The 26,466-nt window shown below is 72.3% G+C and carries 19 protein-coding genes and 1 pseudogene; 11 read left to right on the top strand and 9 right to left on the bottom strand.

The features are described from left to right. Positions 1 to 101: 101 nt before the first annotated feature. Positions 102 to 1,151, bottom strand: a complete 1,050-nt coding sequence (locus ACZ3YL_RS23460) for a LacI family DNA-binding transcriptional regulator (protein WP_188302763.1) — start codon at positions 1,149 to 1,151, stop codon at positions 102 to 104. Positions 1,152 to 1,427: 276 nt separating this feature from the next. Here ACZ3YL_RS23460 and ACZ3YL_RS23455 point away from each other — a divergent pair, with 276 nt between their 5' ends. The 4 genes from ACZ3YL_RS23455 to ACZ3YL_RS23440 all read left to right on the top strand — a co-directional run bounded on the left by ACZ3YL_RS23455 (position 1,428) and on the right by ACZ3YL_RS23440 (position 6,100). Next, positions 1,428 to 2,765, top strand: a complete 1,338-nt coding sequence (locus tag ACZ3YL_RS23455; RefSeq protein ID WP_465659573.1) for an ABC transporter substrate-binding protein — start codon at positions 1,428 to 1,430, stop codon at positions 2,763 to 2,765. A gap of 4 nt (positions 2,766 to 2,769) precedes the next feature. Next, positions 2,770 to 3,717 carry a carbohydrate ABC transporter permease gene (locus ACZ3YL_RS23450; protein WP_465659571.1) on the top strand — a complete coding sequence of 316 codons (948 nt, stop codon included), beginning with the start codon at positions 2,770 to 2,772 and terminating at the stop codon, positions 3,715 to 3,717. A gap of 3 nt (positions 3,718 to 3,720) precedes the next feature. Beyond that, positions 3,721 to 4,593, top strand: coding sequence for a carbohydrate ABC transporter permease (locus ACZ3YL_RS23445; RefSeq protein WP_188302766.1), 873 nt, complete (start codon positions 3,721 to 3,723; stop codon positions 4,591 to 4,593). Between the two features lie 82 nt (positions 4,594 to 4,675). Next, on the top strand, positions 4,676 to 6,100 hold the full coding sequence (locus ACZ3YL_RS23440; RefSeq protein ID WP_465659569.1) for a GH1 family beta-glucosidase: 1,425 nt from the start codon (positions 4,676 to 4,678) through the stop codon (positions 6,098 to 6,100). Between the two features lie 191 nt (positions 6,101 to 6,291). Here ACZ3YL_RS23440 and ACZ3YL_RS23435 read toward each other — a convergent pair whose 3' ends face one another. From ACZ3YL_RS23435 to ACZ3YL_RS23415, 5 genes are all read right to left on the bottom strand, one after another. Then, complete coding sequence (locus ACZ3YL_RS23435) at positions 6,292 to 7,701, bottom strand: extracellular catalytic domain type 1 short-chain-length polyhydroxyalkanoate depolymerase (RefSeq protein ID WP_465659567.1); 1,410 nt, start codon at positions 7,699 to 7,701, stop codon at positions 6,292 to 6,294. 68 nt (positions 7,702 to 7,769) lie between these two features. Continuing rightward, positions 7,770 to 10,130, bottom strand: a complete 2,361-nt coding sequence (locus ACZ3YL_RS23430; protein ID WP_465659565.1) for a beta-xylosidase/alpha-l-arabinosidase — start codon at positions 10,128 to 10,130, stop codon at positions 7,770 to 7,772. Between the two features lie 8 nt (positions 10,131 to 10,138). Next, positions 10,139 to 10,957, bottom strand: coding sequence for a carbohydrate ABC transporter permease (locus ACZ3YL_RS23425; protein ID WP_188302770.1), 819 nt, complete (start codon positions 10,955 to 10,957; stop codon positions 10,139 to 10,141). Continuing rightward, positions 10,957 to 11,895 (bottom strand): carbohydrate ABC transporter permease, encoded by a 939-nt coding sequence (locus ACZ3YL_RS23420; protein ID WP_188302771.1) that lies wholly within the window; start codon positions 11,893 to 11,895, stop codon positions 10,957 to 10,959. Before ACZ3YL_RS23420 ends, ACZ3YL_RS23425 begins: the two co-directional genes overlap by 1 nt. Positions 11,896 to 11,906: 11 nt before the next feature. Then, positions 11,907 to 13,202 (bottom strand): ABC transporter substrate-binding protein, encoded by a 1,296-nt coding sequence (locus tag ACZ3YL_RS23415; protein ID WP_465659562.1) that lies wholly within the window; start codon positions 13,200 to 13,202, stop codon positions 11,907 to 11,909. Between the two features lie 155 nt (positions 13,203 to 13,357). Between ACZ3YL_RS23415 and ACZ3YL_RS23410 the strand changes: the two genes are divergently transcribed. The 3 genes from ACZ3YL_RS23410 to ACZ3YL_RS23400 all read left to right on the top strand — a co-directional run bounded on the left by ACZ3YL_RS23410 (position 13,358) and on the right by ACZ3YL_RS23400 (position 17,966). Further along, entirely contained in the window at positions 13,358 to 14,383 is a 1,026-nt protein-coding gene (locus ACZ3YL_RS23410; RefSeq protein ID WP_188302773.1) for a LacI family DNA-binding transcriptional regulator, read from the top strand. Between the two features lie 584 nt (positions 14,384 to 14,967). Further along, complete coding sequence (locus ACZ3YL_RS23405; RefSeq protein ID WP_465659560.1) at positions 14,968 to 16,440, top strand: glycoside hydrolase family 10 protein; 1,473 nt, start codon at positions 14,968 to 14,970, stop codon at positions 16,438 to 16,440. Positions 16,441 to 16,541: 101 nt separating this feature from the next. Beyond that, the gene (locus ACZ3YL_RS23400; protein WP_465659558.1) at positions 16,542 to 17,966 is read left to right on the top strand and encodes a non-reducing end alpha-L-arabinofuranosidase family hydrolase; all 1,425 of its coding nucleotides are present in this window, start codon (positions 16,542 to 16,544) and stop codon (positions 17,964 to 17,966) included. Positions 17,967 to 18,049: 83 nt separating this feature from the next. Here the strand turns inward: ACZ3YL_RS23400 and ACZ3YL_RS23395 are convergent, their stop codons facing one another. After that, on the bottom strand, positions 18,050 to 18,706 hold the full coding sequence (locus ACZ3YL_RS23395) for a TetR/AcrR family transcriptional regulator (protein ID WP_465659556.1): 657 nt from the start codon (positions 18,704 to 18,706) through the stop codon (positions 18,050 to 18,052). Positions 18,707 to 18,795: 89 nt separating this feature from the next. Here ACZ3YL_RS23395 and ACZ3YL_RS23390 point away from each other — a divergent pair, with 89 nt between their 5' ends. From ACZ3YL_RS23390 to ACZ3YL_RS23375, 4 genes are all read left to right on the top strand, one after another. Then, a complete protein-coding gene (locus ACZ3YL_RS23390) occupies positions 18,796 to 19,431 on the top strand; it encodes an NAD(P)-dependent oxidoreductase (RefSeq protein WP_465659554.1) in 636 nt (211 codons plus the stop codon). A 208-nt stretch (positions 19,432 to 19,639) separates the two neighbouring features. Next, the gene (locus ACZ3YL_RS23385) at positions 19,640 to 19,807 is read left to right on the top strand and encodes an SflA family class IV lanthipeptide (RefSeq protein WP_188302778.1); all 168 of its coding nucleotides are present in this window, start codon (positions 19,640 to 19,642) and stop codon (positions 19,805 to 19,807) included. Between the two features lie 2 nt (positions 19,808 to 19,809). After that, the gene (gene lanL / locus ACZ3YL_RS23380; RefSeq protein ID WP_465659551.1) at positions 19,810 to 22,557 is read left to right on the top strand and encodes a class IV lanthionine synthetase LanL; all 2,748 of its coding nucleotides are present in this window, start codon (positions 19,810 to 19,812) and stop codon (positions 22,555 to 22,557) included. A gap of 209 nt (positions 22,558 to 22,766) precedes the next feature. Further along, complete coding sequence (locus ACZ3YL_RS23375; RefSeq protein WP_188305092.1) at positions 22,767 to 24,254, top strand: purine-cytosine permease family protein; 1,488 nt, start codon at positions 22,767 to 22,769, stop codon at positions 24,252 to 24,254. Positions 24,255 to 24,403: 149 nt separating this feature from the next. Here the strand turns inward: ACZ3YL_RS23375 and murJ are convergent, their stop codons facing one another. Together murJ and ACZ3YL_RS23365 are read right to left on the bottom strand one after the other, a co-directional pair. Next, complete coding sequence (gene murJ, locus ACZ3YL_RS23370) at positions 24,404 to 26,083, bottom strand: murein biosynthesis integral membrane protein MurJ (protein ID WP_465659549.1); 1,680 nt, start codon at positions 26,081 to 26,083, stop codon at positions 24,404 to 24,406. 160 nt (positions 26,084 to 26,243) lie between these two features. Beyond that, positions 26,244 to 26,345: pseudogene (locus tag ACZ3YL_RS23365) on the bottom strand (dienelactone hydrolase family protein); the annotation flags it as partial. Positions 26,346 to 26,466 lie beyond the last annotated feature (121 nt).

Raw genomic sequence — 26,466 nt, 5'->3', positions numbered from 1 at the left:
CCCCTGTCCGGGTGTTTTTTAAACCCGCCCTCCGGGGGGTTGGCGGGGGGTGTCCCCCCCCGGGCCGCCGGGCCCCCGGGGGCCCCCCCCCGCCCGGCGGGTCAGGAGGACTGCCGCACCACCAGCTCCGTCGGCAGCACCAGCCGGGACGGCTCCGCGTCCTCGCCCGCGATCTGCCGCAGCAGGAGCCCGGCCATCGTGCGGCCCATCTGCTCGATCGGCTGGCGGACGGTGGTCAGCGGCGGGTCGAGGTGGCGGGCCACCGGCGAGTCGTCGACGCCCACCAGCGCGACGTCTCCGGGCACGTCCAGGCCCCTGGCGCGCAGGACGGCGAGGGCTCCGACGGCCATCAGGTCGGAGGCGGCGAACACCGCGTCCAGCTCGGGGCAGCGCTCCAGCAGTTCCCGCATCGCCCGGCGGCCGCCGTCCTCCGTGAAGTCCCCGGTGGCGACGAGCTGTTCGTCCGCCGGCAGCCCGGCCGCCGCCAGCCCCTGGCGGTAGCCTGCCAACCGGCCCTGGGCAGCGTCCATGTCCGGCGGGCCGGTGATGGTGGCGATGCGACGCCGCCCGCGCCCGGCCAGGTGCTCCACCGCCGAGCGGCCGGCCCCCACGTTGTCGGAGTCGACGTACGCCACCGGCTCCTGTGGCGAACGGCGGCCGTTCAGCACGGCCGGCAGGCCCAGCGCGCGCACCTGGTCCGGCAGCGGGTCGTCCCGGTGGACGGAGACCAGCAGCACGCCGTCCACCCGCTGCGCGGCGAGGTACTGCTCGAAGCGCTGCCGCTCCTGCTCGGTGCGGATCAGCGTGAGCAGCAACTGCTTGTCCGCCGCGCCGAGTTCGGCGCTCACCCCGCGGATGATGTCCAGGAAGTACGGCTCCGCGAACAGCCGGGCCTCGGTCTCCGGCACGACCAGCGCGACCGCGTCCGTCCGGCTGCCGGCCAGCGCCCGGGCCGCCCGGTTGGGCACGTAGCCCAGCTCCGCGACCGCCCGGCCCACCGCCTCCTTCGCCTGCTCGCTCACCCGCGACGAGCCGTTGATCACCCGGGACACCGTGCCGCGCCCGACCCCGGCCCGGGCCGCGACCTCCTCCAGGGTCGGCCTTCCGGTCTGCCGTCCGCCCACTGTCCACGCGCCTTCCGTCGCCACCATCGGTCTCGCGCCCGCTTGGCAGAGGATCGTAGATCACCGGGGCGCGGCACCGCCATCGTCCGGCCACGTTCAGGAAGTGGCGGCGGCCTGCCAACGGCGGTGCTTCTGAGGGCAATTCGGCTTCATCTCTTGACACCGGCCGAGCTGAGGCAGGAACCTTCCGAGCATGCATGGGAGCGCTCCCATGCGTGCCATGGGCCGCCACCGACAAGCCCACGCACCACCCCTGGACGACACCACCCCTGGACGACACCACCCCCGGACGAGGAGAGTGGAATGCGCACCACCGGCACCATCACCATCAGACGTCGGCGCCTCACCGCGCTCGCCGCCCTGACCGCGAGCGCCACCCTGCTGGCCGGCTGCGGCAGCGGCACCGGCACGAAGGCCGGCGGCGCAGGCGCCACCGTCACCCTGCGGATCGGCACCTACGGATCCTTCGGCTACGACAACGAGACCGGCGCCAAGCTCTACGCCGAGTACGAGAAGCTGCACCCCGGCATCAAGATCGTCGAATCCAACGTGGCCGACGGCCAGAAGTACTGGGACACGCTCAAGCTGCGGCTCTCCCGGGACAGCGGCCTCGCCGACATCCAGGCCGTCGAGGTCGGCTACATCGCCGAGGCCACCGGGCCCGCCCTGGCGGGCAAGTGGGCGGACCTCGGCAAGACCGGCGGCGCGGACCTCGGCGCCTTCCTGGACTGGAAGGTCAAGCAGGCCACCACAGCCGACGGCAAGGTCATCGGCCTCGGCACCGACATCGGCCCGATGGCGATCTGCTACAACAAGGACCTCTTCGCCAAGGCCGGGCTGCCGACCGACCGCGCGCAGGTCGGTGCCCTCTGGGCCGGCAGCTGGGACAAGTTCCTGGACACCGGCCGCACCTACCAGGCGAAGGCGCCCGAGGGCACCGCCTTCCATGACTCGGCCAGCGGCCTGTTCAACGCCGTCATCTCCAGCGAGCCGGTCCAGTACGCGGACGCCAAGGGCGAGTTGGACTACCGGAACAGCCCGGGGGTGAAGAAGGCCTGGTCCGTCGCCACCAGCGCGGCCACCGGCGGACTCACCGCCAAACTGCGGCAGTTCGACGAGAAGGGCACCTGGAACGCGGGCTTCAAGAACAACAGGTTCGCCACCGTCGCCTGCCCGAGCTGGATGACCGGGATCATCAAGGAGCAGGCCGGCCCCGGGAACCAGGGCAAGTGGGACATCGCCCCCGCCCCGGTGGCGGGCAACTGGGGCGGCTCCTTCCTCGCCGTCCCGAAGTCCGGCCCGCACGTCAAGGAGGCCGCCGAACTCGCCGCCTGGCTGACCGCCCCCGCCCAGCACGCGAAGGTCTTCGCCGTCAACGGCAACATCCCCTCCACCAAGGAGACCCTCTCCTCCCCCGCCGTCCGCAACGCCACCCTGCCGTTCTTCGGCGACACCCCGGTCGGCCGGATCTACTCGGAGGCCGCCGCCGGCATCCAGGCCGTGCCGATCAGCCGCTGGGACGGCCAGGTGAAGACCTTCATCACCGACAACGGCATCCTCGACATCGAGCAGCGCGGCACCGATCCCGCGCAGGCGTGGGCCAACGTCAACAAGCTGATCGACGACAAGATCCAGAAGTAGTCACGTGGACCTCATCGCCCCCGATACCCCAGCGGCCGGCCCACGTTGGCGCAGCAGACTGCACCGCTGGGACGTCCGCGCCGCGCCGTACGCCTTCGTCGCGCCGTTCTTCCTCTGCTTCGCGGCCTTCGGCCTCTTCCCGCTGGTCTACACCGGCTGGCTCTCCCTGCACCGGGTCGAGCTCGGCGGCCAGGCCCAGTGGCTCGGCCTGCGCAACTACACCGACCTGTGGGACAGCGACTTCTTCTGGAACGCCCTCGGCAACACCTTCACCATCGGCGCGATCTCCACCGTGCCACAGCTGCTGCTGGCCCTGGGCCTGGCCCACCTGCTCAACTACACGATGCGCGGCCGGGGCTTCCTGCGGGTCGCGGTGCTGGCGCCGTACGCGACCTCGATCGCCGCCGCCACGCTGGTCTTCGCCCAGCTGTTCAACAGCGACTACGGGCTGATCAACACCGTGATCGGCTGGGCGGGCTTCCACCCGGTGGACTGGGAGTCCTCCAAGTGGCCCGCGCAGATCGCCATTTCGGCGATCGTCACCTGGCGCTGGACGGGCTACAACGCGCTGATCTACCTCGCCGCCATGCAGGCCGTCCCACCGGACCTGTACGAGGCGGCGGCGCTCGACGGGGCCTCCCGGGCCCGGCAGTTCCTCAGCGTCACCATCCCCTCGATCCGCCCGACCATCCTGTTCACCATCGTGGTGTCCACCATCGGTGCCACCCAACTCTTCGGCGAGCCCCTGCTGTTCGGCGGCAGCCTGGGAGTCAGCGGCGGCAGCGGCAACCAGTTCCAGACGCTCAGCCTGCTGATGTACGAGAAGGGCTGGGTGACCGGGGCGCTCGGCCAGGCCTCCGCGATCGCCTGGGTGATGCTGCTGCTCCTGCTGTCCATGGGCGCCGTGCAGGCGCTCGTCGTCCGTGTCCGCCGCCCTCGCGGGAGGGGCTGAACCATGACCACCGCATCCACGACCCGTACCCGGTGGCGTCCGTCCGCCGGGCGCCAGCACCACGCCGGCCCGCTGACCTACGTCCTGCTCGGGCTCGCCGCGCTGGTCTCGCTCTTCCCGCTGTACTGGAACCTGGTCGCCGCCTCGCACTCGGGCGAACGGGTGGTCGAGGCACCCGCGCCGCTGCTGCCGGGCCCGCACCTGTTCGACAACCTGGCCTTCGCCTGGAACCAGGTCCACATGGGCCGGGCGCTGGTCAACACCACGGTCGTGGCCGGGCTGGTGGCCCTGTCCACCGTGCTGTTCGCCACCCTGGCCGGGTTCGCCTTCGCCAAACTGCCCTTCCGGGGCCGCAACGTGCTGCTCGCCGTGGTCGTCGCCACCATGACCGTCCCGCCGCAGCTCAGCGTCATCCCGCTATACCGGATCATCACGGACCTGGGCTGGGTGGACCAGCTGCAGTCGGTCGTGCTGCCCTCGCTGGTCGCCGCGTTCGGGGTCTTCTTCATGCGGCAGTACCTGGTCGAGGCCCTGCCGGTGGAGCTGGTCGAGGCCGCCCGGGTGGACGGCGCGCACAGCCTGCGGATCGTCTGGCACGTGGTGTTCCCGGTGGCGCGGCCGGCCATGGCCGTCCTCGGCATGCTGGTCTTCGTCCAGGCCTGGAACGACTTCTTCTGGCCCTTCATCGCCCTCACCCCGGACGGCAACCCCACCCTCCAGGTCGCGCTCGCCGGCCTTGGGTCGGGCAACCACAGCGTCGACCAGGCGATCGTGCTGACCGGCGCGCTCATCTCCACCGTGCCGCTGCTACTGGTCTTCGCGTTGCTGGGCAGACACATCGTGGGCGGCATCACCGCCGGCGCCGTCAAGAACTGAACCCCGCTCGACGTCAAGAACCGAACCCCGCTCGACGTCAAGAACCGAACCCCGCTCGAAACCCGCCCCGAGAAGGGACCCCATGTCCGACTCCCCCACCGTCCACCGGTTCCCGGCCGGCTTCCTCTGGGGCGCGGCCACCTCCGCCTACCAGGTGGAGGGCGCCGCCGCCGAGGACGGCCGCACCGCCTCGATCTGGGACACCTTCTGCCGCACCCCCGGCAAGGTCTTCCGGGGCCACACCGGCGAGGTCGCGGCCGACCACTACCACCGCTTCCGCGAGGACGTCCGGCTGATGGCCGCACTCGGGCTGACCGCCTACCGCTTCTCCGTCTCCTGGCCGCGCGTCCAGCCCACCGGCCGCGGCCCGGTCGTCCAGCAGGGCCTGGACTTCTACCGCCGCCTCACCGACGAGCTGCTCGCCAACGGGATCACCCCCGTCGCCACGCTCTACCACTGGGACCTCCCGCAGGAGCTGGAGTCGGCCGGCGGCTGGCCCGAACGCACGACCGCCGAGCGGTTCGCCGAGTACGCCGCGCTGGTGGGCGAGGCCCTCGGCGACCGGGTCGAGCACTGGACCACCCTCAACGAGCCCTGGTGCAGCGCCTTCCTCGGCTACGGCGCCGGCGTCCACGCCCCCGGCCGCACCGACCCGGTGGCCGCCCTGCGGGCCGCCCACCACCTCAACCTCGGCCACGGCCTGGCCGCCACGGCACTGCGCGACCTGCTGCCCGCCAGCGCGCAGCTGTCGGTCTCGCTCAACCTGCACGCGCTGCGCCCGCTCACCCCGTCCGCCGCCGACCAGGACGCCGTGCGCCGGATCGACGCCGTCGGCAACCGGGTCTTCCTCGGCCCGATGCTGGAGGGCGCCTACCCGGAGGACCTGCTGGCCGACACGGCCCACCTCAGCGACTGGGCGTTCGTCCGGGCCGGCGACACGAAGGAGATCCACCAGCCGCTGGACTGGCTGGGCGTCAACTACTACACCACCACCGTCGTCTCCGCCGCCGAGGGCACCGCCCCCGCACGCGAGGACGGCCACGGCGCCGGCACCGGTTCCCCCTGGCCGGGCGCCGACCGGGTCGGCTTCCACCAGGCACCGGGCGAGCAGACCGCGATGGGCTGGGTCGTCGACCCCACCGGCCTGCACCAGCTGCTGACCGGACTGGCCCACAGCCACCCGGACCTGCCCCTGATGGTCACCGAGAACGGCGCGGCCTACCACGACGAGATCGGCGAGGACGGCACGGTCGACGACCCGGAACGCACCGCCTATCTCCACGCTCACCTGACGGCCGCCCACCGGGCGCTGACCGACGGCGCGGACCTGCGCGGCTACTTCGCCTGGTCCCTGCTCGACAACTTCGAGTGGGCGTACGGCTACGAGAAGCGGTTCGGCCTGGTCCACGTCGACTACCCCACCCAGGCCCGCACCCCGAAGTCCAGCGCCCACTGGTACGCCCGGGTCGCCCGGACCGGCGAGCTGCACCCGCCGACCGGCGGTTAGCACTCCACGGGGAGCCGTGCGGACGTGGCCGGTGCCGGGCAGACCACCCGACACCGGCCGCGGCGCGCTCGACGGCGACCTGCCCCAGGAGACCTCCGGCCGTCGCGCGCGGCCGCCTGTGCCGCACCCCATGACCGCGCGTTACGGCCGCAGCGGGGCACCGCGACCGGCACGCCCGCGGCGTCGTCCGGTCATCCGAGCGTCCACTGCTGGTTCCTGCCGCCGCTGCAGCTCCACAGCTGGACGGGCGTGCCGTCGGCGGTGGCCAGGCCGGCCACGTCCAGGCAGAGCCCCGACTGCACCCCGGTGACGGTGCCGTCCGAGTTCAGCCGCCACTGCTGGTTGGCCTGGCCGTTGCAGGACCAGACGACCACCCTGGTGCCGTCGGTGGTGCCCCTGGCGTCGGCGTCCAGGCACAGGGTGCTGCCGCCGACGGTCACGGTCAGCTGGTTCGACGCCGTACGGGTCCAGCGCTGGTTGGCGCCGCCGTCGCAGGTGCGGATCTGCTGCTGGGTGCCCAGCGTCGCGTTGTTCGCGTCGGTCAGGCACTTGCCCGCGTCCACCGCATGCAGCGCGCCGCTCGTGCCGCTCGTGCCGCCCGTGCCGCCCGTGCCGCCGCCGGCGGAGCCCGCGTCCAGACCCATGAAGTGGATCGCGTCGGCGGCCATCGCGGTTCCCTGGACAGGCAGTTGGTGCCCGGCCCCGGCGATGCTGTACGCCTCGACCTGGGTGGTGCCGGCGCTGTTGTCGTACCGCGTACGGGTCCAGTTCGCCGCTGGGGTATCCGTGGCCGACGGGCTCTGGCTCACGCCGAGGACGTCGGTCCACTGCTTGATCTCTTCACCGAGGTCGTTGTGGCTCAGGATCGGGTCGGCGGTGCCGTGCCACAGTTGCACCCGCGGACGCGGACCGGTGTAGCCGGGATCCCCCGTGGTGCGGACCAGCCCGCCCCACTGTTGCGGGCTCATGGACACCTTGCCCTGGGCGCAGTCCGGGTTCCAGCCGCGTACGGAGCCGGTGCGGAAGCAGTGGTAGGGCACTCCCATGAACGCCGCGCCCGCCTTGAACACATCGGGGTAGTCGGCGAGCATCACGTTGGTCATCATCCCGCCCGACGACTCACCCGTCACGTACACGGCGTCGGCGTTGCCGCCGTAGTGCTGCTCCGTGTAGGCGATCATCGACCGGAGCCCGACCGGGTCACTGCCGCCGTTGCGGGTCAGCGCCTGGTCGGAGGAGACGTCCCAGCAGCTTCCGCCCGGGTTCGTCGAGGGGTAGATGACGAGGAACCCGTACCGGTCGGCCAGCGAGGCGAAGTCGGTGCTGGAGTACAGGTAGGGCCCCGACCCCTGGCACCCGTGCAGGGCCAGCAGGATCGGCGGGTTGGCCCGGACGTTGTTCGGGACGTACAGGTGCATCAGCAGACCGGTCGGGTTGGTGCCGAAGTCCGTGATCTGCGTCAGCGCGGCGGCGGCCCTGGGAGTGGCTGCCTGCGGGGTGGCTGCGGCCCGGGGCACGGCCTGCAGGCTCAGGCCGACCGCGAGGCCGAGCGCGGCGACGATGCCCAGGAGGCGGGAAGGTAACGAGCGGGATCGGAACATCGGACCTCTCCGTCGGGTCTGCCAGGAGTGTGGGGGAAGGTTCCGGCGGCGGCCGGCGCGGTGGCGGGTCAGGTGCGGTGGAAGTCCGCGTGCAGGCGCCGGGTGTGGTCCAGGACGCGGACCGGGCCGTCGAGTCGGACGGTGGCGGTGAGCCGGACGTCGGTGCTGGAGGCGGCGACCCGCAGCTCCAGTTCGCCGGGCTCGACGATGCGTCGGCCGTCGCGCCCGGTGAAGGACGCGAGGTCGGCGGGGACGCGGACCCATACTCTGGTCCGCTCCCCCGCGTCGAGGGTGATCCGCCGGTAGCCGATCAGCCGCAGGACCGGCTGGACGACGGAGGCGACGGGGTCGTGCAGGTAGAGCTGGACGGTCTCGCTGCCGCTCCGCTCACCGGTGTTGCGCAGGGTGAAGGCGAGGCCGAGCTCGCCGTCGGTCGTGGCGGCGGCCTGCTCCACCTCCAGGTCGGTCCAGGCGAACGTGGTGTAGCCGATGCCGTGCCCGAATCCGAACGCGGGGCTCGGGTCGGTGCTGGACACCTCGCTGGGTCCGGCCAGGCGGGCGGCGAGGTAGGTGGAGGGCTGCACGGCCGGCCGGGCCGGGATGCTGACCGGCAGCCGGCCCGAGGGGTTGGTGCGGCCGCTGAGCACGGCGGCGATCGCCTCGGTGCCGGCCTCGCCGGGGAAGAAGGTCTGCACCAGGGCCGCCGCCTCGGTCACCGCGCGGCCCAGCGCGTAGGGGCGGCCGGCGAGCAGCACCGGCACGACCGGCTTGCCGCTGTCCAGCAGCGCGTCGAGCAACTGCTGCTGGACCCCGGGCAGTTCGAGGGACTCGACGTCGCAGCCCTCGCCGCTGGTGCCGCGCCCGAACAGGCCGGCCCGGTCGCCGAGGGCGACGATCACGACATCGGCCTGCCGGGCCGCCTCGACGGCCTCGGCGAAGCCGGACGTGTCGAGCCCGTCGACGCTCGCCCCGGCCGCCGTCCGGATCTCGCTGTCGGGGAACTCGGCCGCCAACGCCTGGTACAGCGTGGGCAGTTCGATGCCGACCGGGATCCCGGGGTGCTGGCTGCCGACGTGCACCGGGAAGGCGTAGCAGCCCAGCACCGAGGTCGGGGTGTCGGCGTTGGGGCCGATCAGCGCGATCCGGCGGGGGCGGCGCAGCGGCAGGGTGCCGTCGTTGCGCAGCAGCACCACGGCCTGCTCGGCGATCTCCCGGGCCAGGGCGCGGTTCTCCGGGCGGTCCAGGTCGACCGAGCCGCGCAGCGTGTGCGGATCGTCCAGCGGCCGGCCGACGAGCGCCGCCGGGACGGCGTCCCAGTCCTCGTCCAGCAGACCGAGTTGGGCCTTCTGCACCAGCACCCGGCGCAGCGCCCGGTCGACCAGCGCCTCGGGCACCGTCCCGTCCTCGACGGCGCGCAGCAGCGGCTCACCAAAGGTCTTGACGGTGGGCAGTTCCACGTCCACACCGCTGGCCAGGGCGAGTGCGGCGGCTTCGGCCCAGTCTCCGGCGACGCCGTGCAGCACCTTGAGGAAGGCGATGCCGAAGTAGTCGGCGACCACGGTCCCCTCGAAGCCCCAGGTGTCGCGCAGCAGTCCGGTCAGCAGCTCCTCGTCGGCGGCCGAGGGGACGCCGTCGGTGTCGGTGTAGGCGTGCATGACCGAACGGGGCCGGCCCTCGCGCACCGCCATCTCGAAGGGCGGCAGGATCACGTCGGCGCGCTCCCGCGTGCCCATGCCCACCGGGGCGAGGTTGCGTCCGGCGCGCGAGGCCGAGTACCCGGCGAAGTGCTTGAGCGTGGCGACGATCCCCGCCGACTCCAGGCCCTGCACGTAGGCGGTGGCCACCGTGCCGACCAGGTAGGGGTCCTCGCCGATGGTCTCCTCGACCCGGCCCCAGCGGGCGTCGCGAACGACGTCGAGGACCGGGGAGAGGCCCTGGTGGACGCCGACCGCGCGCAGGTCGCGGCCGATGGCCGCGGCCATCCGCCGGATCAGGTCCGGGTCGAAGGTGGCTCCCCAGGAGAGCGGCACCGGGTAGGCGGTGGCGCCCCAGGCGGCGAAGCCGGCCAGGCACTCCTCGTGCGCGAGGGCGGGGATGCCGAACCGGTTCGCGGCGGCGATGCGCTGCTGGCTGCGGGCCAGGGAGAGCGCGCCCAGCGCCGGGTCGACCGGCACCGTGCCGAAGGGCCGGGTCAACTGGCCCAATCCGAAGGGGAGCAGGTCGTCGAGGGCGGGCGGCTCCTCCATGTCGTGCTGGTGCGGGGCGACGTCGCCGCCCTCGTCGGAGGCGCCGACCCAGACGCCGACGAGCTGGGCCAGCTTCTCCGGCAGCGTCATCTCGGCGAGCACCGCGTCCGCACGCTCCTCGGGGCTGAGCGAGCGGTCGCGCCAGCGGGTGGTCGCAGCGGGGGGCGGGACGGCCAGGTTCATAGTGCCGGTCACTTTCCTCCGACGCCCATGAGGCCTTGGACCAAGGCGCGTCGGGCGAACAGGTAGACGATGAAGACGGGGAGGGTCGACAGCACGACGGCGCTGAGCAGGCCGGGCACGTCGACGCCGTGCTCGGTCTGGAAGTCGTACAGGCCCAGGGTGATCACCTTGGTGCGCTCCGACTGGGTGAGGATCAGGGGGAACAGGAAGCCGTTCCACGCCTGCAGCGCGGCGAAGACCACGACGGACGAGAGGCCGCCCCGGGACAGCGGCAGCACCAGCTGCCAGAACACCCGCCCGGGGGTGGCGCCGTCCATGGCCATGGCCTCGTAGAGCTCGCCGGCGATGTCCCGCATGGCGCCGGTGAGGACCAGCGTGCACACCGGCAGGCAGAACGCCGCGGTGGGCAGGATGATGCCGAGCAGGTTGTCGTAGAGGCCGGCCTTGCTGATGACGTAGAACATCGGCACGATCACGGCCTGGGCCGGGATCGCCAGCCCCAGCAGGAAGATCCGGAAGACCGTGCCGATGGTCCTGCCCCGGGCCCGCACGATCGCGTAGGCGAGCGGGGGCACCACGAGCAGCACGATCGCGACCACGCTCACGGTGACGAGGAGCGTGTTGAGGAAGTCCCGGCCGAAGCCGTTGGAGAAGTCGTCGAGGTAGTTCTGCAGGGTCAGCCGCGCGGGGAAGGTGAGCGGCCCCCGCGAGGAGTAGTCGGAGCGGGTCCGGAACGTCGCGATCAGCAGGACGTACAGCGGGAATCCGACCAGGGCCAGCCAGATCAGCGAGCCGAGCCCGGCGAGGTGGTTGGGACGCCGTCGCATCAGAGTCCCTCCGCGGTGCTGCGCATCCTGTCGTAGCCGGACAGGCGCACGACGACGAGCGAGACCAGGGTGGCGACCACCACCAGGACCAGGGCGATGGCCGAGCCGGCGCCGAAGTCGAAGCTCTTGAAGGCCTGTTGGTACATGTAGTAGGCGCTGTTGGTGGTGTCGGTGCCGGGGCCGCCCTGGGTGAGGATGAGGACGGTGTCGAAGGTGGTGAGGCCGCCGACCAGCATCAGGACCACCGACGTGATCACGGTGTTGCGCAGCTGCGGCAGGGTGATGTGCCGGAACTGCCGCACCTTGCCGGCGCCGTCGATCGACGCGGCCTGGTAGAGCACCTGGGGGATCGCCCGGGCGCCGCCCTGGTAGAGCAGCGCGTGCATGGGCGTCCACTGCCACATGCCGACGAAGGTGAGCACCGCGATGGCACTGCCCTGACTACCCATCAGATTGCCGTCGCCGAACAGCCATTCCAGCTGGGACGGCACACCGAAGTTGGGGTCGAGGATGGCGCGCCAGACCACCGAGACCGCGGTCGCGGACAGCAGCAGCGGGACGAAGAAGATCGCGGACAGCACGGCTCGGTTGCGTTGGGGGCCGGCCGCCCACACGCCCAGCAGGATGCTCACCGGGGTCTGCACGACCACGCCGGCCGCGGTCAGCACCAGGGTCAGGCCGATGCTCCGCGTCATCACCGGGTCGTGCAGCAGCTTGGTCCAGTTGGCGATGCCGTTGAACCGGGGGGCGTCGACGCCGTTCCAGCTGGTGAAGGAGAGCACCGCCACCAGGACCAGCGGCAGCAGCGCGAACAGCAGGAAGAACACGGTCGCGGGCAGGGCCCAGGCGAGGCCCGGGCGGGTCACCCCGACGCCGGTCCGGCGCGGCCGCGCCCGCAGACGGCGACCGTACCCGGACACCGAGGAGGAAGCACTCATGGCGATCCGTCTCAGGAGGCGGGGAGGGCCTGCATGGCCTTGATGAAGCCGTCCACGTCGAGCTTGCCGTCGAAGAACTGCTGGACGGCGGTGTGGATCGGCGCGTTGGCGGCCGGCGGGTACGCCTGGTCCCAGGACAGCTGGAACGACGGGGCGGCCTTGACCAGGTCGTACTGGTACTTCGAGTAGTCGGGGTTGTCCGCGGTGGCGAGGAACTGCTCGGTGTTGGTGGTGGTCGGCAGGTTGCCGATCGCCAGCTGCGCCTTCACGAACTCGTCGGAGTACATGAGCTTCAGGAAGGCGGCCGCCGCCTCGGGGTGCTTGCTCTTCTTCAGCACCGAGTAGAAGTTGTTGGTGTTGCCGACCACGTCGGCCGGGTCGCCCTTGCCGCCGGCGATGCCGGGGAAGCTGCCGTATCCGAGGCCGCTCCTGGCGAAGTCGGGGTTGGCGTCCCGCTGGGTGGCGTACTCCCAGGAGCCCATCAGCTCCAAGCCCGCCTTGCCCTTGGCCAGCAGGGCCGGGGAGCCGCCGTCGGTGAACTTGACCGAGTCGAAGTTCGAGCCGAACGCCCCGGCGTCGACCAGCTGCTTGAGCATGCCCAGGGCCCTCCTGGCGTCCTCGCTCCCCCAGGCGCTCCGGTCACCGGAGAGCGCCTTCTGGAACAGCTCGGGGCCCGCGACGCGGTCGAAGACGTACTCGTACCACATCAGGGTCGGCCACTGGTCGCCGCCGCCGAGGGCGATCGGGGTGATGCCCTTGGCCTTGAGCGCCCGGACGACGCCCAGCAGGTCGTCCCAGGTCTTCGGGGCGCTCAGGCCGGCGTCGGCCAGCACCTTCCTGTTGGTGAACAGCAGCACGGGCTGGGTGCCGCGCATCGGAATGCCGTAGGACTTGCCGTCGATCACCGCGGTGTTGAACACCGAGGGCAGGAAGTTGCTCTTCAGTCCCGGGTCCGCGGCGATCATGTCGTCCAGCGGGAGCAGCAGGTCGGACTTCACGTACGGCTGGATACTGCCGCCGCCCCAGTTGAAGAAGACGTCCGGCGCCTGGGGGGTGTTGATGACGGTGTTGAGCTTGGCCTGGTAGTCCGCGCCGGGGATGGTGTCCAGGACGGCCTTGATGTTCGACGTCCTGTTGAAGGTCTCGACCAGCTGCTTCTCGACCTTGTTGCTGGCGTCCCCGTAGACCAGCACGTGGATCGTGCCCGAGTTCCCGCCGGCGGAGGAGGTCCCGCCGCTGCCGCAGGCGGTCGTCCCCGCCATGACCGCGGCCAGGCCGATGGCCACAGCGAGAGCGCGTCTCTTCATCAGGGATCCCCTAAAGTTTCGGCCCGATTCTCGAAATAACCGCATGGCCGGGACGCTAGGTTGCGGACATGTTTCGGGTCAACCCCCCGGAGCGGGGGGATACTGCGGCGCGATGGGCCAACTGCCGTGTGCCACGCGTGCCTTATGCTGCCCCCATGGACAAGGGCGATGAACTGGGACGAGTGACCCTCGCGGACATCGCGCGGGAGGCCGAGGTCTCCGTTTCGACGGTTTCGAAGGTCCTCAACGGACGTACCGACGTCTCGGCGCCCACCCGCGTCCGCGTCGAGCAGGTCCTGAGCGACCACGACTACCGGCGCGCCGCGCGTGGCGGCGGTGAGGCACCCCTCGTCGAGATCGTCTTCCACGAGCTCGACAGCCTCTGGGCGATGGAACTCCTTCGTGGCGTCGAGGCCGTGGCGAACGAGCACGGCGCGGCGGTCGTGGTCACCCACAGCGGTTCGCGCCACGCCCCCGGGCCGGAGTGGATCGAGGCGGTGCTGCGTCGGCGCCCCCTCGGTGTCGTCCTGGTCTTCTCCAGCCTGCCGCCCGAGTTCAAGCGCCAACTGCGCGCGCGCTCCATCCCGTTCGTGATCGTCGACCCGGCCGGCAACCCCGATCCGGACGTGCCCTCGGTGGGCTCGGCCAACTGGGCCGGCGGCCTCGCCGCCACCCGGCACCTGATCGAGCTCGGCCACCGGCGCATCGCCATCGTCACCGGCCCCGAGGACACCCTCTGCTCCCTGGCCCGACTGGACGGCTACCGCTCCGCGATGACCATGGCCGGGCTGGTGGTCGACCCCGCGCTGACCGCCTTCGGCGACTTCCACGCCGAGGGCGGATTCGCCCGGGCCGGACGGCTGTTGGAGCTCCCCGACCGGCCCACCGCGATCTTCGCCGGCAGCGACCTGCAGGCGCTCGGGGTCATGGAGGCCGCCCGGGTCCGCGGCCTGCGCGTCCCCGAGGACCTGTCCGTGGTCGGCTACGACGACCTGGACATCGCGCAGTGGACCAGCCCCGCGCTGACCACCGTCCGGCAGCCTCTGCGCGAGATGGCCGAACAGGCGACCCGCCTGATCTTCTCCCTCCGCGCCGGGGCGGCACCGGCGGCCCCCACCCGCCTCGAACTGTCGACCACCCTGGTGGTGCGCTCCAGCGCCGTGGCGCCCAGCCGGCCCTGAACGGAGCGGCGCGGACGTCCGCGCCCGCGAGCGGGCCTCGACGAGCACCGATACGGATCGCGAAACTATCGCTGTTTCAGTCGAAAGCGTTGACAACTTGTCGGGCTCAGGCCAACACTGGCGCCGTCGACAAGTCCGAGTGGCCTTGGCGCCCCGGCCCCGTGCGCCAACCACTCACGGGCGCGGTCTTGTTGACGCCGAGCCGGCTCCGCGCACCACCGCGCGACGCCGTCCGGCCGCCCCCACCCTCGCGGCCCGTCGCCGGCGCAGAGCTGGGCCCCCACCCGTCGGCAGAACGGATCACCTCCGTGAACATCCCCCACCACGAACCGGCACCTCATGGAACGACCGCTGGACCCTGAAACGTCTCGGCCACCGGGGCTGCCGTGAATTGTTAACGCTAACCGAAGGTGCCGAACGGCAGGACCAGGCACCACATCGCGGACCCGCGCCCCGCTCCGCCCGGCAGGAACGGTCCGCCAGCAGGAACGGTCCGCCGGGTAGCACGCGCCCACCCGCCAGGACGGCGCCCCGGCTCCCCCGACCGGTGCACAGCCCTCCCCACCCAAGGAGAACGATCCGTCATGTCATGGCTCACCAGGAAACCCCTCCTCCGCAAGACCCTGACGGCAGCCGCATGCGTGCTCGCCGGCTCGGTCCCCGCCGTCACCGCGAGCCCCGCGGCCCAGGCCGCCGGCGCGACCACGCTGGGCGCGGCAGCAGCCGACAGCGGCCGCTACTTCGGCACGGCAGTGGCCTCGGGCCGGCTCGGCGACCCCGCGTACACCGCGATCGCGGACCGCGAGTTCACCATGGTCACCCCGGAGAACGAGATGAAGTGGGACACCGTCGAACCGTCCCGCGGCAACTTCAACTTCGGCCCCGCCGACTCGATCGTCGGCCACGCCTCCGCGCACGGCCAGCGGATGCGCGGCCACACCCTCGTCTGGCACTCGCAACTCCCCTCCTGGGTCGGCTCCATCGGCGACGCCAACACCCTGCGCGGCGTGATGGACAACCACATCGCCACCGAGATGACCCACTACAAGGGCAGGATCTACGCCTGGGACGTCGTCAACGAGGCCTTCGCCGACGACGGCAGCGGCCGGCACCGCGGTTCCGTGTTCCAGAACGTGCTCGGCGACGGCTTCATCGAGGAGGCGTTCCGCACCGCGCGGAACACCGACCCCTCGGCCAAGCTCTGCTACAACGACTACAGCATCGAGAACTGGTCCGACGCCAAGACCCAGGGCGTCTACCGCATGATCAAGGACTTCAAGTCCCGCGGCGTCCCCATCGACTGCGTCGGCTTCCAGAGCCACTTCGGCGCGGGCGGCCCGCCGGCGAGCTTCCGGACCACCCTGGCCAACTTCGCCGCGCTCGGCGTGGACGTCCAGATCACCGAGCTCGACATCGCCCAGGCACCCGCCACCGGGTACGCCGACACCGTCCGGGCCTGCCTCGGCGTCGCCCGCTGCACGGGCATCACGGTGTGGGGCATCCGCGACAGCGACTCCTGGCGCAGCGGTGAGCACCCGCTGCTGTTCGACGGCAACGGCACCAGGAAGGCCGCCTACGGTGCGGTCCTCACCGCCCTGGGTGGCGGCGGCAGCGGCACACCGGGCGGCGGCATCGTCTCCGGCACCGTGTACACGCTCTCCGACGTGGCCGCCGGACGCGTCCTCGACGAGCCCGCAGGACAGAACGGCAACGGCACCCCGCTCCAGGTCTGGGACGCCGGCGGTGCCGCCAACCAGCAGTGGCGGCTCGACCGCAACGGCGACGGCTCGTACACGCTGACCAACATCGCCAGCGGCCGTGCCCTGGACGAGCCGGGCGACCAGACGGGCAACGGGACGAAGATGCAGGTCTGGGACTCCAGCGGCGGCGCCAACCAGCACTGGCGGCTCGACCGCAACGGCGACGGCTCGTACACGCTGACCAACATCGCCAGCGGCCGCGCCCTGGAACTCCCCGGCGGCCAGACCGCCAACGGCACGCCCGTCCAGGTCTGGGACTCCAACGGCGGCGCCAACCAGCACTGGAACGTCAACTGAGCTGAGCTGCGCGGGTGCGCGCCCACGGCAGGCGCGCGCCCGCGCAGGTGAGCGATGACAGAGCCGGGTGCCGGCTCCATCCGTTTCCGAAGGAGATCCCCATGCACGAACGAAGTTCCAGCCGCAGGCCGCTGTCCGCGGTGCTCACCGCCGTGGTCGCGGTCGTGGCGGCGCTGGCGGCGCTGCTCGTCGCAACCCCCGCTCAGGCGGACGCCGGCGGCGCCTTGCGCGGTGCGGGTTCCGGTCGGTGTCTCGACGTGCCGAACTCCGGCCAGGCCGACGGCACGTCCCTGCAGATCTACGACTGCTCCGGCGGCACCAACCAGCTGTGGACGTCGACCTCCGACAACCAGCTGACCGTGTACGGCGGCAAGTGCCTGGACGTGCCGGGCCATGCCACCACGGCCGGTACCCGGGTGCAGATCTGGACCTGTAGCGGCGGCGCGAACCAGCAGTGGCGGGTGAACTCCGACGGCACGATCGTCGGCGTGGAGTCCGGACTGTGCCTGGACGTCACGGGCGCCGGTACGGCCAACGGCACGGCGGTCGAGATCTGGACGTGCAACGGCGGCGGCAACCAGAAGTGGTCGGGCCTGTCCGGGACCTCGACCCCGCCGGGCGGCAACTGCTCCCTGCCGTCGACGTACCGCTGGTCGTCGACCGGTGCGCTGGCGCAGCCGGCGAACGGATGGGCCTCGGTCAAGGACTTCACCGACGTGGTGGTCAACGGCAAGCACCTGGTCTACGCGTCGAACGTGAACGGGTCGTCGTACGGCTCGATGATGTTCAGCCCGTTCACCAACTGGTCGGACATGGCCTCGACCGGACAGGTCGGGATGAGCCAGCCCGCGGTGGCGCCCACGCTGTTCTACTTCGCGCCCAGGAACATCTGGGTGCTGGCGTACCAGTGGGGTCAGTGGCCCTTCATCTACCGCACCTCCAGCGATCCCACCAACCCCAACGGCTGGTCGGCGCCGCAGCCGCTGTTCACCGGCGGCATCCCCGGCGCCGCCCCGATCGACCAGACCCTGATCGCCGACGACCGGAACATGTACCTGTTCTTCGCCGGTGACAACGGCAGCATCTACCGCGCGAGCATGCCCATCGGCAACTTCCCCGGCAACTTCGGCTCCTCCTACACCACCGTCATGAGCGACACGGTGAAGAACCTCTTCGAGGCACCGCAGGTCTACAAGGTCCAGGGCCAGAACCAGTACCTGATGATCGTCGAGGCCCGGGGCGCGAACGAGCAGCGCTACTTCCGCTCCTTCACCGCCACCAGCCTCGACGGCCAGTGGACCCCGCAGGCCGCCACCGAGGACCACCCCTTCGCCGGCAGGGCCAACAGCGGCGCCACCTGGACCGACGACATCAGCCACGGCGACCTGGTCCGCAACAACCCCGACCAGACCATGACCGTCGACCCCTGCCACCTCCAGCTCCTCTACCAGGGCAAGTCCCCCACCGCGACCGGTCCCTACGACCAACTGCCGTGGCGGCCGGGCCTCCTCACCCTCCAGCGCTGACCCGCCGCCGAAGCGTTCAGCCGGATACGGGCCCTCGGTCCGGGTACCCGTATCCGGCTGTCCCCGACGTCTGAACGCCGGGCTCAGGCCGCCGGGGCCTGGATGCCGCCGAGCACGGCCCGGACCGTCGCCGTGGCGAAGTCGTCCAGGGCGGCGGGGCGCAGCGCCTCGGCCGGGCCCTCGCCGGCGTAGAAGACCTCCAGGAAGGCGCGGTGGAAGCAGCCGCCGATCAGCAGCATCGCGGCGGCGTCCGGGTCGACGTCGGCGGCGACCCGGCCGAGCCGCTGTTCGGCCCGCAGGTAGTCCGCCAGGCGTGAACTGACGTGGTGCGGGCCCGCGTTGTCGAGTTTGCGGCGATGGGCGGCGAGCAGCTCGGGGCTGGCGAGCAGCCCGCCGGCCATCGGGAGCGACTGCCGGTAGAACGGCACGGCGACCATGACCACCGCCTCCAGGTGCTCGCGCACCGTGCCCTGCCCGGCCCGGTCGGGGAGTTCGGCGACGGCGGCGGCCAGCCGGGGGGCGCGTTCCCGCAGGACCCGGACGAAGATGTCCTCCTTGTCCCGGAAGTGCTTGTAGAGCGCCGCCTCCGAGCAGCCGGCCTCCCGGGCGATCTCCTTGGTGGTGGCCCGGACCAGCCCGACCGTACCGATCAGCCGGGCGGCGGCGTCCAGCACCCGCGCCCTGGTCAGCGCCGCTCCGGTCAGCGGCCGTTCGTCCTCGTGCGTCCCCTCGTTCGTCATGGCTCCAGCCTACCTTGACAGGTGGGTGAGCACTCACTCACCCTGGGAAGGAGAAGAAGTGAGCACTCACCCACCCCCTGGGAGGGGTCATGAAACTCGCCGTTCTGGGCGCCACCGGCGGCATCGGCCGCCACCTGGTCACCCTCGCCCTCGCCGACGGGCACCAGGTCACGGCCGCGGTCCGCGACCCGGCCCGCCTTTCCGTCCGGCACGACCGGCTGACCGTGGTCCGGGCCGACGCCCTCGACCCCGCCTCCCTGAAGCCGGTGATCGAGGGCGTCGACGCCGTCCTCTCCGGCCTCGGCCAGGCCGGCCGGAAGGACCCGCTCAAGCCCGCCTCGAACTCCGCCCGCGCGGCTGCCACCGCGATGGCGGCTGTCGGGGTCCGCCGGATCCTGGTGGTCAGCGCCGCCCCGCTCAACCGCTCCGGGGCCGGGCAGTCCCTCCTCGCCGCGAAGGCCTTCGGCCCGCTGCTCTGGGCGGCGCTCCGGGACGTGTACACCGACCTGGAGGCGATGGAGCGCGTACTGCGCGACAGCGACCTGGACTGGACGGCCGTCCGCCCGCCGCGACTGACCGACCGGCCGGGCCGGGGCCACTACCGGCACGCCGTCGAGTCCGGGCCGGCCGGGTCCTCCGTCCCGCGCGCCGACGTCGCCCGGGCCATGCTGGACCTGGTCACCGACCCGACGAGCTTCCGGCACGCGGTCGGCGTCAGCTCCTGAGCCGGGCGGCGGCAGCGACCAGCGGCATGTCCACGACTCCTCCATGGATGTGTGTGGGAAGTGGAGTTGATGCGTCCTGACCCCTTGTCAGGCGGAACGTTCCTCCCTACCTTCGTGGTTCGGGAGGACGGCCCGCTCGGGCCTGAGCGTCCGCAGCGGCCGCGACCCGCACCCTCACCGGAGGCACGACAAGAGCTGGAGGCGACACATGCCCGGAACCATGACCGAGGAGATCCGCGACGCGGGTCCGCTGGTGGTCGACGACGAGACCATCGTGTTCGAGGACGACGACCGTGCCGACCGCGAGGCCACCGCGTGTCTCGCCGACCCGTGGGTGACCGCCACCACCCGCCTCGCCTGCGACTTCAACTCCTGACGGTGACCGGTTCCATCGCCGGCCGCCACGGTTGGTCCGACGACGTCTGGTCGTACCTGACCGACCCGCGGATGCCGGCGGTGGAACACGGTTGGAAACTGCACGTCTCGGCGCGGCCCGGCGAACTCGGCACCGTGCTCGGCCTCACCCTGCCGGTCCTGGCGCGGTACGTCTGCCACGCCAAGTGGGCGCGCGGCCCGGAGGTCCTGCGGGAGCTCAACTCCGGGGTGCGCGGCGCGGGTTCGGTCGGCAAGGCGATCACCGTCTACCCGGCGCCGGGCACCACGGTCGCGCTCGCCGAGGAGCTCGGCACTGTGCTGCGCGGGTGGGAGGGGCCACAGGTCGTCAGCGATCGGCGGGTCGATCCCGACGCACCCGTCTACTACCGGTACGGGCCGTTCACCGGTGACTACCGGACCGGGCGCGGCGGGCGGCTGGAATCCGTAATGGTCGGCCCGGACGGCCGGCTCTTCGACGGGCTGGCGGCCGGTTCCTACCGGTGCCCGCCCTGGGCCGAGGATCCGTTCGAGCGCCGGGCGGCGCGGGCGCCGGCCGCCGCCGGGCTCAGCGGGACCGGCGGACTCCGTGGGCTCCACGGGCTCGGCGGGCTCCACGGGCTCGGCGGGCTCGGCGGGCTCGGCGGGCTCGGCGGGCTCGGCGGGCTCGGCGGGCTCGGCGGGCTCGGCGGGCTCGGCGGGCTCGGCGGGCTCGGCGGCGGACGCTACCGGGTCACCGGCGGCATCGCGCGCAAACCGCAAGGCAACGTCTACCGGGCCGTCGACCTCACCACCGGGCTGGCGGTGGTGGTCAAACAGGCACGGGCCTTCGTGGCCGAGGACGAGTCCGGGGCGGACGCCCGGGACCGGCTGCGCAACGAACGGGCCGTCCTCGCCGCGCTCGACGGCCTCCCCGGGGTCCCCCGGGCGCTCGACTCCTTCCGGCACTGCTCCGACGAGTACCTGGTGATGACCAGTTGCGGCGACCGGGACCTACGGCGGGACGTCCAGGAGAACGGCCCCTACGACGCCGACCGGCTCGCCGAGCTGGCCACCCGGCTGCTCCGGCTGCTGGACGGCATCCACCGGCGGGGCGTGGTCGTCCGCGACCTCAAGCCCGACAACATCACGCTGGACGCCGAAGGCCGCTGCCGGCTGGTCGACTTCGGGATCAGCGCGCTCGACGGCGCCGCCGTGGACGGCGCCACCCCCGGCTACAGCGACCCGGTCCGGCGCCCGGCCGGCCAACCCGCCGAACCCGCCGACGACTACCACGCGCTGGGCGCCACCCTCGGCTTCGCCGCCACCGGCCTGGACCCGGTGATCGTCGACGAGGACGCCGCCGTCAACCGGCAGCGCACCCTCGCCGGCCTGGACCGGGCGCTGCCCGGCGGGGAGCACCGGCGGCTCCGGGCGCTGATCGCCGAGCTGACCAGTCTCGACCCCGCGGAACGCACCGCCGGCGCGGATCGGCTCCGGACCGGCCGGCCGTCCGTCTCCCCGGCGCGCCCACCCGAGCGGCCCTCGCAGCCTCGGATCGACGACGGCCTGCTCGCGGAGATCATCGAGCACACGACCGCGTACTGCGTGGCTGCGGCCCTCCGGATCGCCGACCCGGTGCTCGCCGCCCGAGCGGCCCTGCCGACGCCGATCGACGTCTACGGCGGGAGCGCGGGCCTCGGCCTGGAGCTGCTGCACCACCTCCACCGGCCCGGGGTGCCGGAGGCCGTCGACGCCCTGGCGCGGTGGACGGCGGGCCAGTCCCGGCGCCTGTCGCCGAGCTTCTACTCGGGCCGCACCGGCGTCGAGCTGTTCCTCGCCGAAGCCAGGATCGGGGTCGGGATCGGGTCCGGGATCGGCCCGGACGGCGGCGAGGACCTGCCGACCCGGGGACCGGACGGCGGGCCACCGGAGGCGGACCTGATCGAGGGCGTCGCCGGGATCGGCATCGGCCGCCTGCTGCTCGCCCGACTCGCCGCCGCCCCACTCGACGCTGCCCGGCTCGACGCCACCCGGTACGGCTCCGCCGGGCTCGGCTCCGACGACCGCGACCGGCACCTCGCCGTCGCCGACGAGTGCGCCCGGGTGCTGGCCTCCGGCGGCGCCCGGCTGTCGCCCGCGGGCCCCGCCACGCCCGGCCGCGCCGCCCTGCGCGAGGGGCTGGCGCACGGCGAGGCGGGTGTCACCTACTTCCTGCTGGAGTACGGGAGTTCCAGCGGCGATCCGGCCGCCCTGCGCCGGGCCGAACAGGCCTGCGCCCGGCTCGCCGCCGTGACCCCGGAGCTCCTCGCCCGGGCCACCGCCCCGGGGGCCACCCGCCGCTACGGCTCCTGGTGCCGGGGCCTGGCCGGGGTCGGGGCGGTGCTCGTCCGGGCCGCCGACCGGCTGGGCGAACCCGAGTACCTGGCCCTCGCCCGGCGGGCCGCCCGCACCTGCGCCGTGCTCGCGCCCCGGATGCCGCTGGTCACCCAGTGCTGCGGGCTGGCCGGCGTCGGGGAGCTGCTGGTGGACGTCGCAGGGGCCTGCGGATCCCGCTCCGATTCCGGCTCCGACGCCGAGGAGTTCCGGGAGGCCGCCGGGACGGTCGCCGCGATCATCCTGAGCCGCAGCGGCGGCACCCCGTCCCGTCCGGTGTTCCCGGACGCCGGCCTCGCCCGGGCCGGCGCCACCTGGGCCGGCGGCTCCGCCGGGGTGCTCGGCTTCCTCCGGCGGCTGCACGAGCGGGGCGGCCCGCGCCTCGGCCTCATCGGCTGACGCACCGACCCACCCGTCGGCTGACGCAGCGACCCGCCCGTCGGCTGACGCGTCGGCCCACCCGCCCCTCGTCTCCGCCGGGCAACCGTGTCAATCAGGGCGCATCCAGAACAAAGTAGGATGGCCGAACTCCCGCGCTACGCGCGAAGAGTTCCATAAATGTTCCATTTGACCGATTCTCCCCGCTTCACACGCACGGAGCCACCCTCATGGGCAACCTGTCCACCGCCGCCACCGACGACGGCGCGATAGAGACACGCGGTATCGAACCCGTCCCCGACCACGAGCGACGGGGCAGAGTCCGCGAGCTCTTCCCGACCTGGGTCGCGGCGAACATCAGCGTCCTGCTGCTCACCATGGGTGCGGCTCTGGTCGTGTTCAACCAGCTGAACTTCTGGCAGGTGCTGATCGTCGCCGCGTGCGCCGCACTCGCCTCGTTCGGCATGGTCGGCGTGCTGTCGGTCTCCGGCAAGTGGGGCGGGGCGCCGGGCGCGACCCTCTCCCGGGCCACCTTCGGGGTGCGCGGCAACCTCTTCCCCGGCGCGATCCTCTGGATCGCCCGGTTCGGCTGGGAGACGATCAACGCCGTCACCGGCGCCTACGCCGTGCTGACCGTCCTCGACCTGATGTTCGGCGTCAAGAGCAACACCGCGCTGATCGTGATCACGCTGTTCGCCTTCGTCGCCTGCACCTTCCTGGTCTCCGGCATGGGCCGCAAGGCGCTGAACGTCTGCAACACCTGGTCGACGTACCTGTTCGGCGTCTTCAGCGTCCTGGTGCTCGGCTACCTGGTCGCGACCATGCACTGGAGCGAGGTCTTCTCCAAGCCGGCCGGCACCACCGCGATGATGATCGCCGGCATCGGGACCATCGCCGCCGGCGGCATCAGCTGGGTCCCCACCGGCCCGGACTTCGCCCGCTACCTCCCGCACGCCGCCTCCGGCAGGAAGATCGTCGGCGTGACGGTCTCCGGCGCCGGCCTGGTGATGGTGCCGATGGTGCTGATGGGCGCCGTCATGGCGGTGGCCTCCCCCGGCCTGGCGCAGGCCGCGGACCCGGTCTCCTTCCTCGGTGACCTGCTGCCGACCTGGCTGGCCGTGCCCTACCTGCTCACCGCGATCGTGGGCATGCTGCTGATCAACAGCCTCTCCATGTACTCGGCCGGCTTCACCGCGCAGACCATGGGCGTCAAGCTGCCGCGCGCCATGGCCGTGAGCATCAACGCCGTGATCTCGCTGGTCGGCGGCCTCATGCTGATGCTGGTCGCGAAGAGCTTCCTGGGCTCCTTCATCACCTTCCTGATCCTGCTCGCCGTCTCCTTCTCGGCCTGGATCGGCGTCTACGCGGTGGACATGTACCGCCGCCGCTCGCGCGCGGTGCGCTACGACGCCGACGCGCTGATGGACACCAGCCGGAACAGCCGCTACTGGTACACCGGCGGCTTCTGCTGGCAGGCGATGGTCTCCTGGGTGCTCGCCCTGCTGTCCGGCCTCGCCTTCACCAAGTGCGACTGGTTCGCCGGCCCGTTCTCCGACACTCCGATCGGCAAGTACGGGCTCGCCTGGGCGGCGACCATCGTGATCTCCGGCGTGATCATGGCCGTGCTCCCGGCCCCGCGCGAGAACGCGCCCCAGGAGAACGCGCCGCGGGAGAACACCCCCGCCACCGCCGAGCAGGCCGAAGAGGTCACCGTCTGACCGACGCGGCGTCCCGTACGCGCTGACACCCCGGACCGCCCGGTCGCCCGCTCAGTTGAGCGGGCGACCGGGCGGTCCGCTTTCTCCGGAGTCCGCTCCCTCCCCGGGGACCCGAGCACGGCGGCCGCCTGACGAACCGGCCGGGCCGGTCAGCCCAGCCCCGGCAGGCTGCGCAGCTCCCCGATCCGCAGCAGCCGGGCGAGGAGGAGGAACAGCAGCGCCATCGCAACGCCGCCCGCCGCCAGCGAGACGGCCGGGGTCCAGCCGGCCGGCACCAGGCCGTGGCCGCAGGCGCGGGCGATGAGCCAGCCGACGGCTCCGGCGCCGGTGGCGGCCGCGGTCAACTTGGCGTAGGCGCGGCAGATCCGCCGGCCGTCGAGCAGCCCTCCGGTGCGCCGCCGCAGCCGCAGGGCGGTGAGCACCAGGCCGATCGCGTAGGACAGGGCGTAGGCCGCGGCCATGCCCGTGACGGCCCATCGGGGGGAGAGCAGCAGGTGGCAGGCCAGCGCCAGGGCGATGTCGATGCCGCTGATCCACAGCGCCATCCGGAACGGTGTCCGGGTGTCCTCGAAGGCGTAGAAGCCGCGCAGCAGCAGGTACTGGGCGGAGAACGGGATCAGCCCCAGGCCGAAGGCCTGCAGCATGTGCCCGAGGGGCACGGTGGAGGCGGCGTCGGCGGCGCCGTGGGCGAACAGCAGGCGGGCGATCTGCGGGCCGAAGGCGGCGAAGAAGAACGCCGCCGGGACGATGATCACGCCGCTGACCCGCAGCGCCCGGGAGAGGTCGGCGCGCAGCTCGTCGAGCCGGTGCTCGGCCACCGCCCGGCTCATCCTCGGGAGCAGCGCGGTGACCAGCGAGACCGTGACGATCGACTGGGGGAGCATCCAGATCTGCTGGGCGTAGCTGTAGGCGGTGTAGCCGACGCCGTCCTGCGGCAGCGCGGCGTCCGCGGCGGAGGCGAGCCGGGTGACGACGGTGCCCGCCACCAGGTTGGCCAGGACGAACAGCAGGGTCCAGCGGGCGGCGCTCACGCTCCTGCCCAGCCCGGTACCCCGCCAGTCGAACCGGGGCCGCAGCCGGAACCCGGCGGCGTGGGCGTACGGGATCAGGGCGAGCGCCTGGAGGGCCAGGGCCAGGGTGGTGCCGATGCCGAGCAGCCTGACCTGGGCGTCGCTGATGTCGGAGACCCGTTCGGGGGCGGCCATCAGACCGAGGTAGAGGCCGAACACGGTGATCAGCACCAGGTTGTTCAGGACCGGGACCCACATCATCGCCCCGAACCGGTTCCGGGCGTTGAGGATCTGCCCGAAGATGCTGAACACCCCGTAGAAGAAGATCTGCGGGAGCAGGAAGCGGGCGAAGACCACGGTCAGCTCGAAGGCGTCGTGGGTGGCGGGGGTGTCCTGCTGGTAGATGCCGATGATTCCGGGCGCGGCCCAGGTGGCCAGGGCGCTGCCGACGCCCAGGACGCACAACACCAGTGTGACCAGGCGCTGTTCGAACCTGACCCCGCCGTCGGCGTCCTCCGCCCGGGCGCGCACCAGCTGGGGAACCAGGACGGAGTTCAGCGCACCGCCGATCAGCAGGAAGTACAGGCTGGTGGGCACCGTGTTGGCCTGGTTGTAGGTGGTGGCCAGCAGGCTGACGCCCAAGGCCGTGGCCTGCAGCACCTGCCGGACCAGCCCGGTGGCGCGCGAGACCACCGTCCCGGCGGCCATCAGCGCGGACGACCGCAGCACGCCGCCGGCCGCGGCCCGCCCGGGGGCGGCGTGCCTCCGGCGCCGTGCCGTCGGTCCCTCTGATGTCCCGGGCGTCGTCTCCTCGATCATGGAGACAATCTATGGTTCAACGCCTCAGCTGCGCGCAGTGGTCCGGGACTTCGGCGCCGATCGCCCCGGCCGGGCGCGCGGAGCGCCCCGGCCCCGGCGGCGCGCCGAAGGATGAACAGCCGTACGGAGCCAGGGCTTTCACCCGGTGCCGTGCGACGCGCTACAGCCGCTCGGCCAGTGCCTCGTGGACGCGCCGCCAGGCGTCGGTCGTCGCGGCGGCGTCGTGGTCCTCCGGGCGGTCGGCGGCGAAGCCGTGCCGGGCGCCCGGGTAGGTGACAGCTCCCGGCGGCGTTCCACCGACGGGTCATCGATGCGTCAGCGACGGTTCACCGACAAGGACTTGGTATGAGCACGGCAAAGGCTTCGCGTCGCCGCGTCCGCCA

The sequence above is a fragment of the Kitasatospora sp. NPDC023176 genome, assembly GCF_055560495.1.
This window is presented reverse-complemented; position numbering and strand designations above follow the sequence as displayed.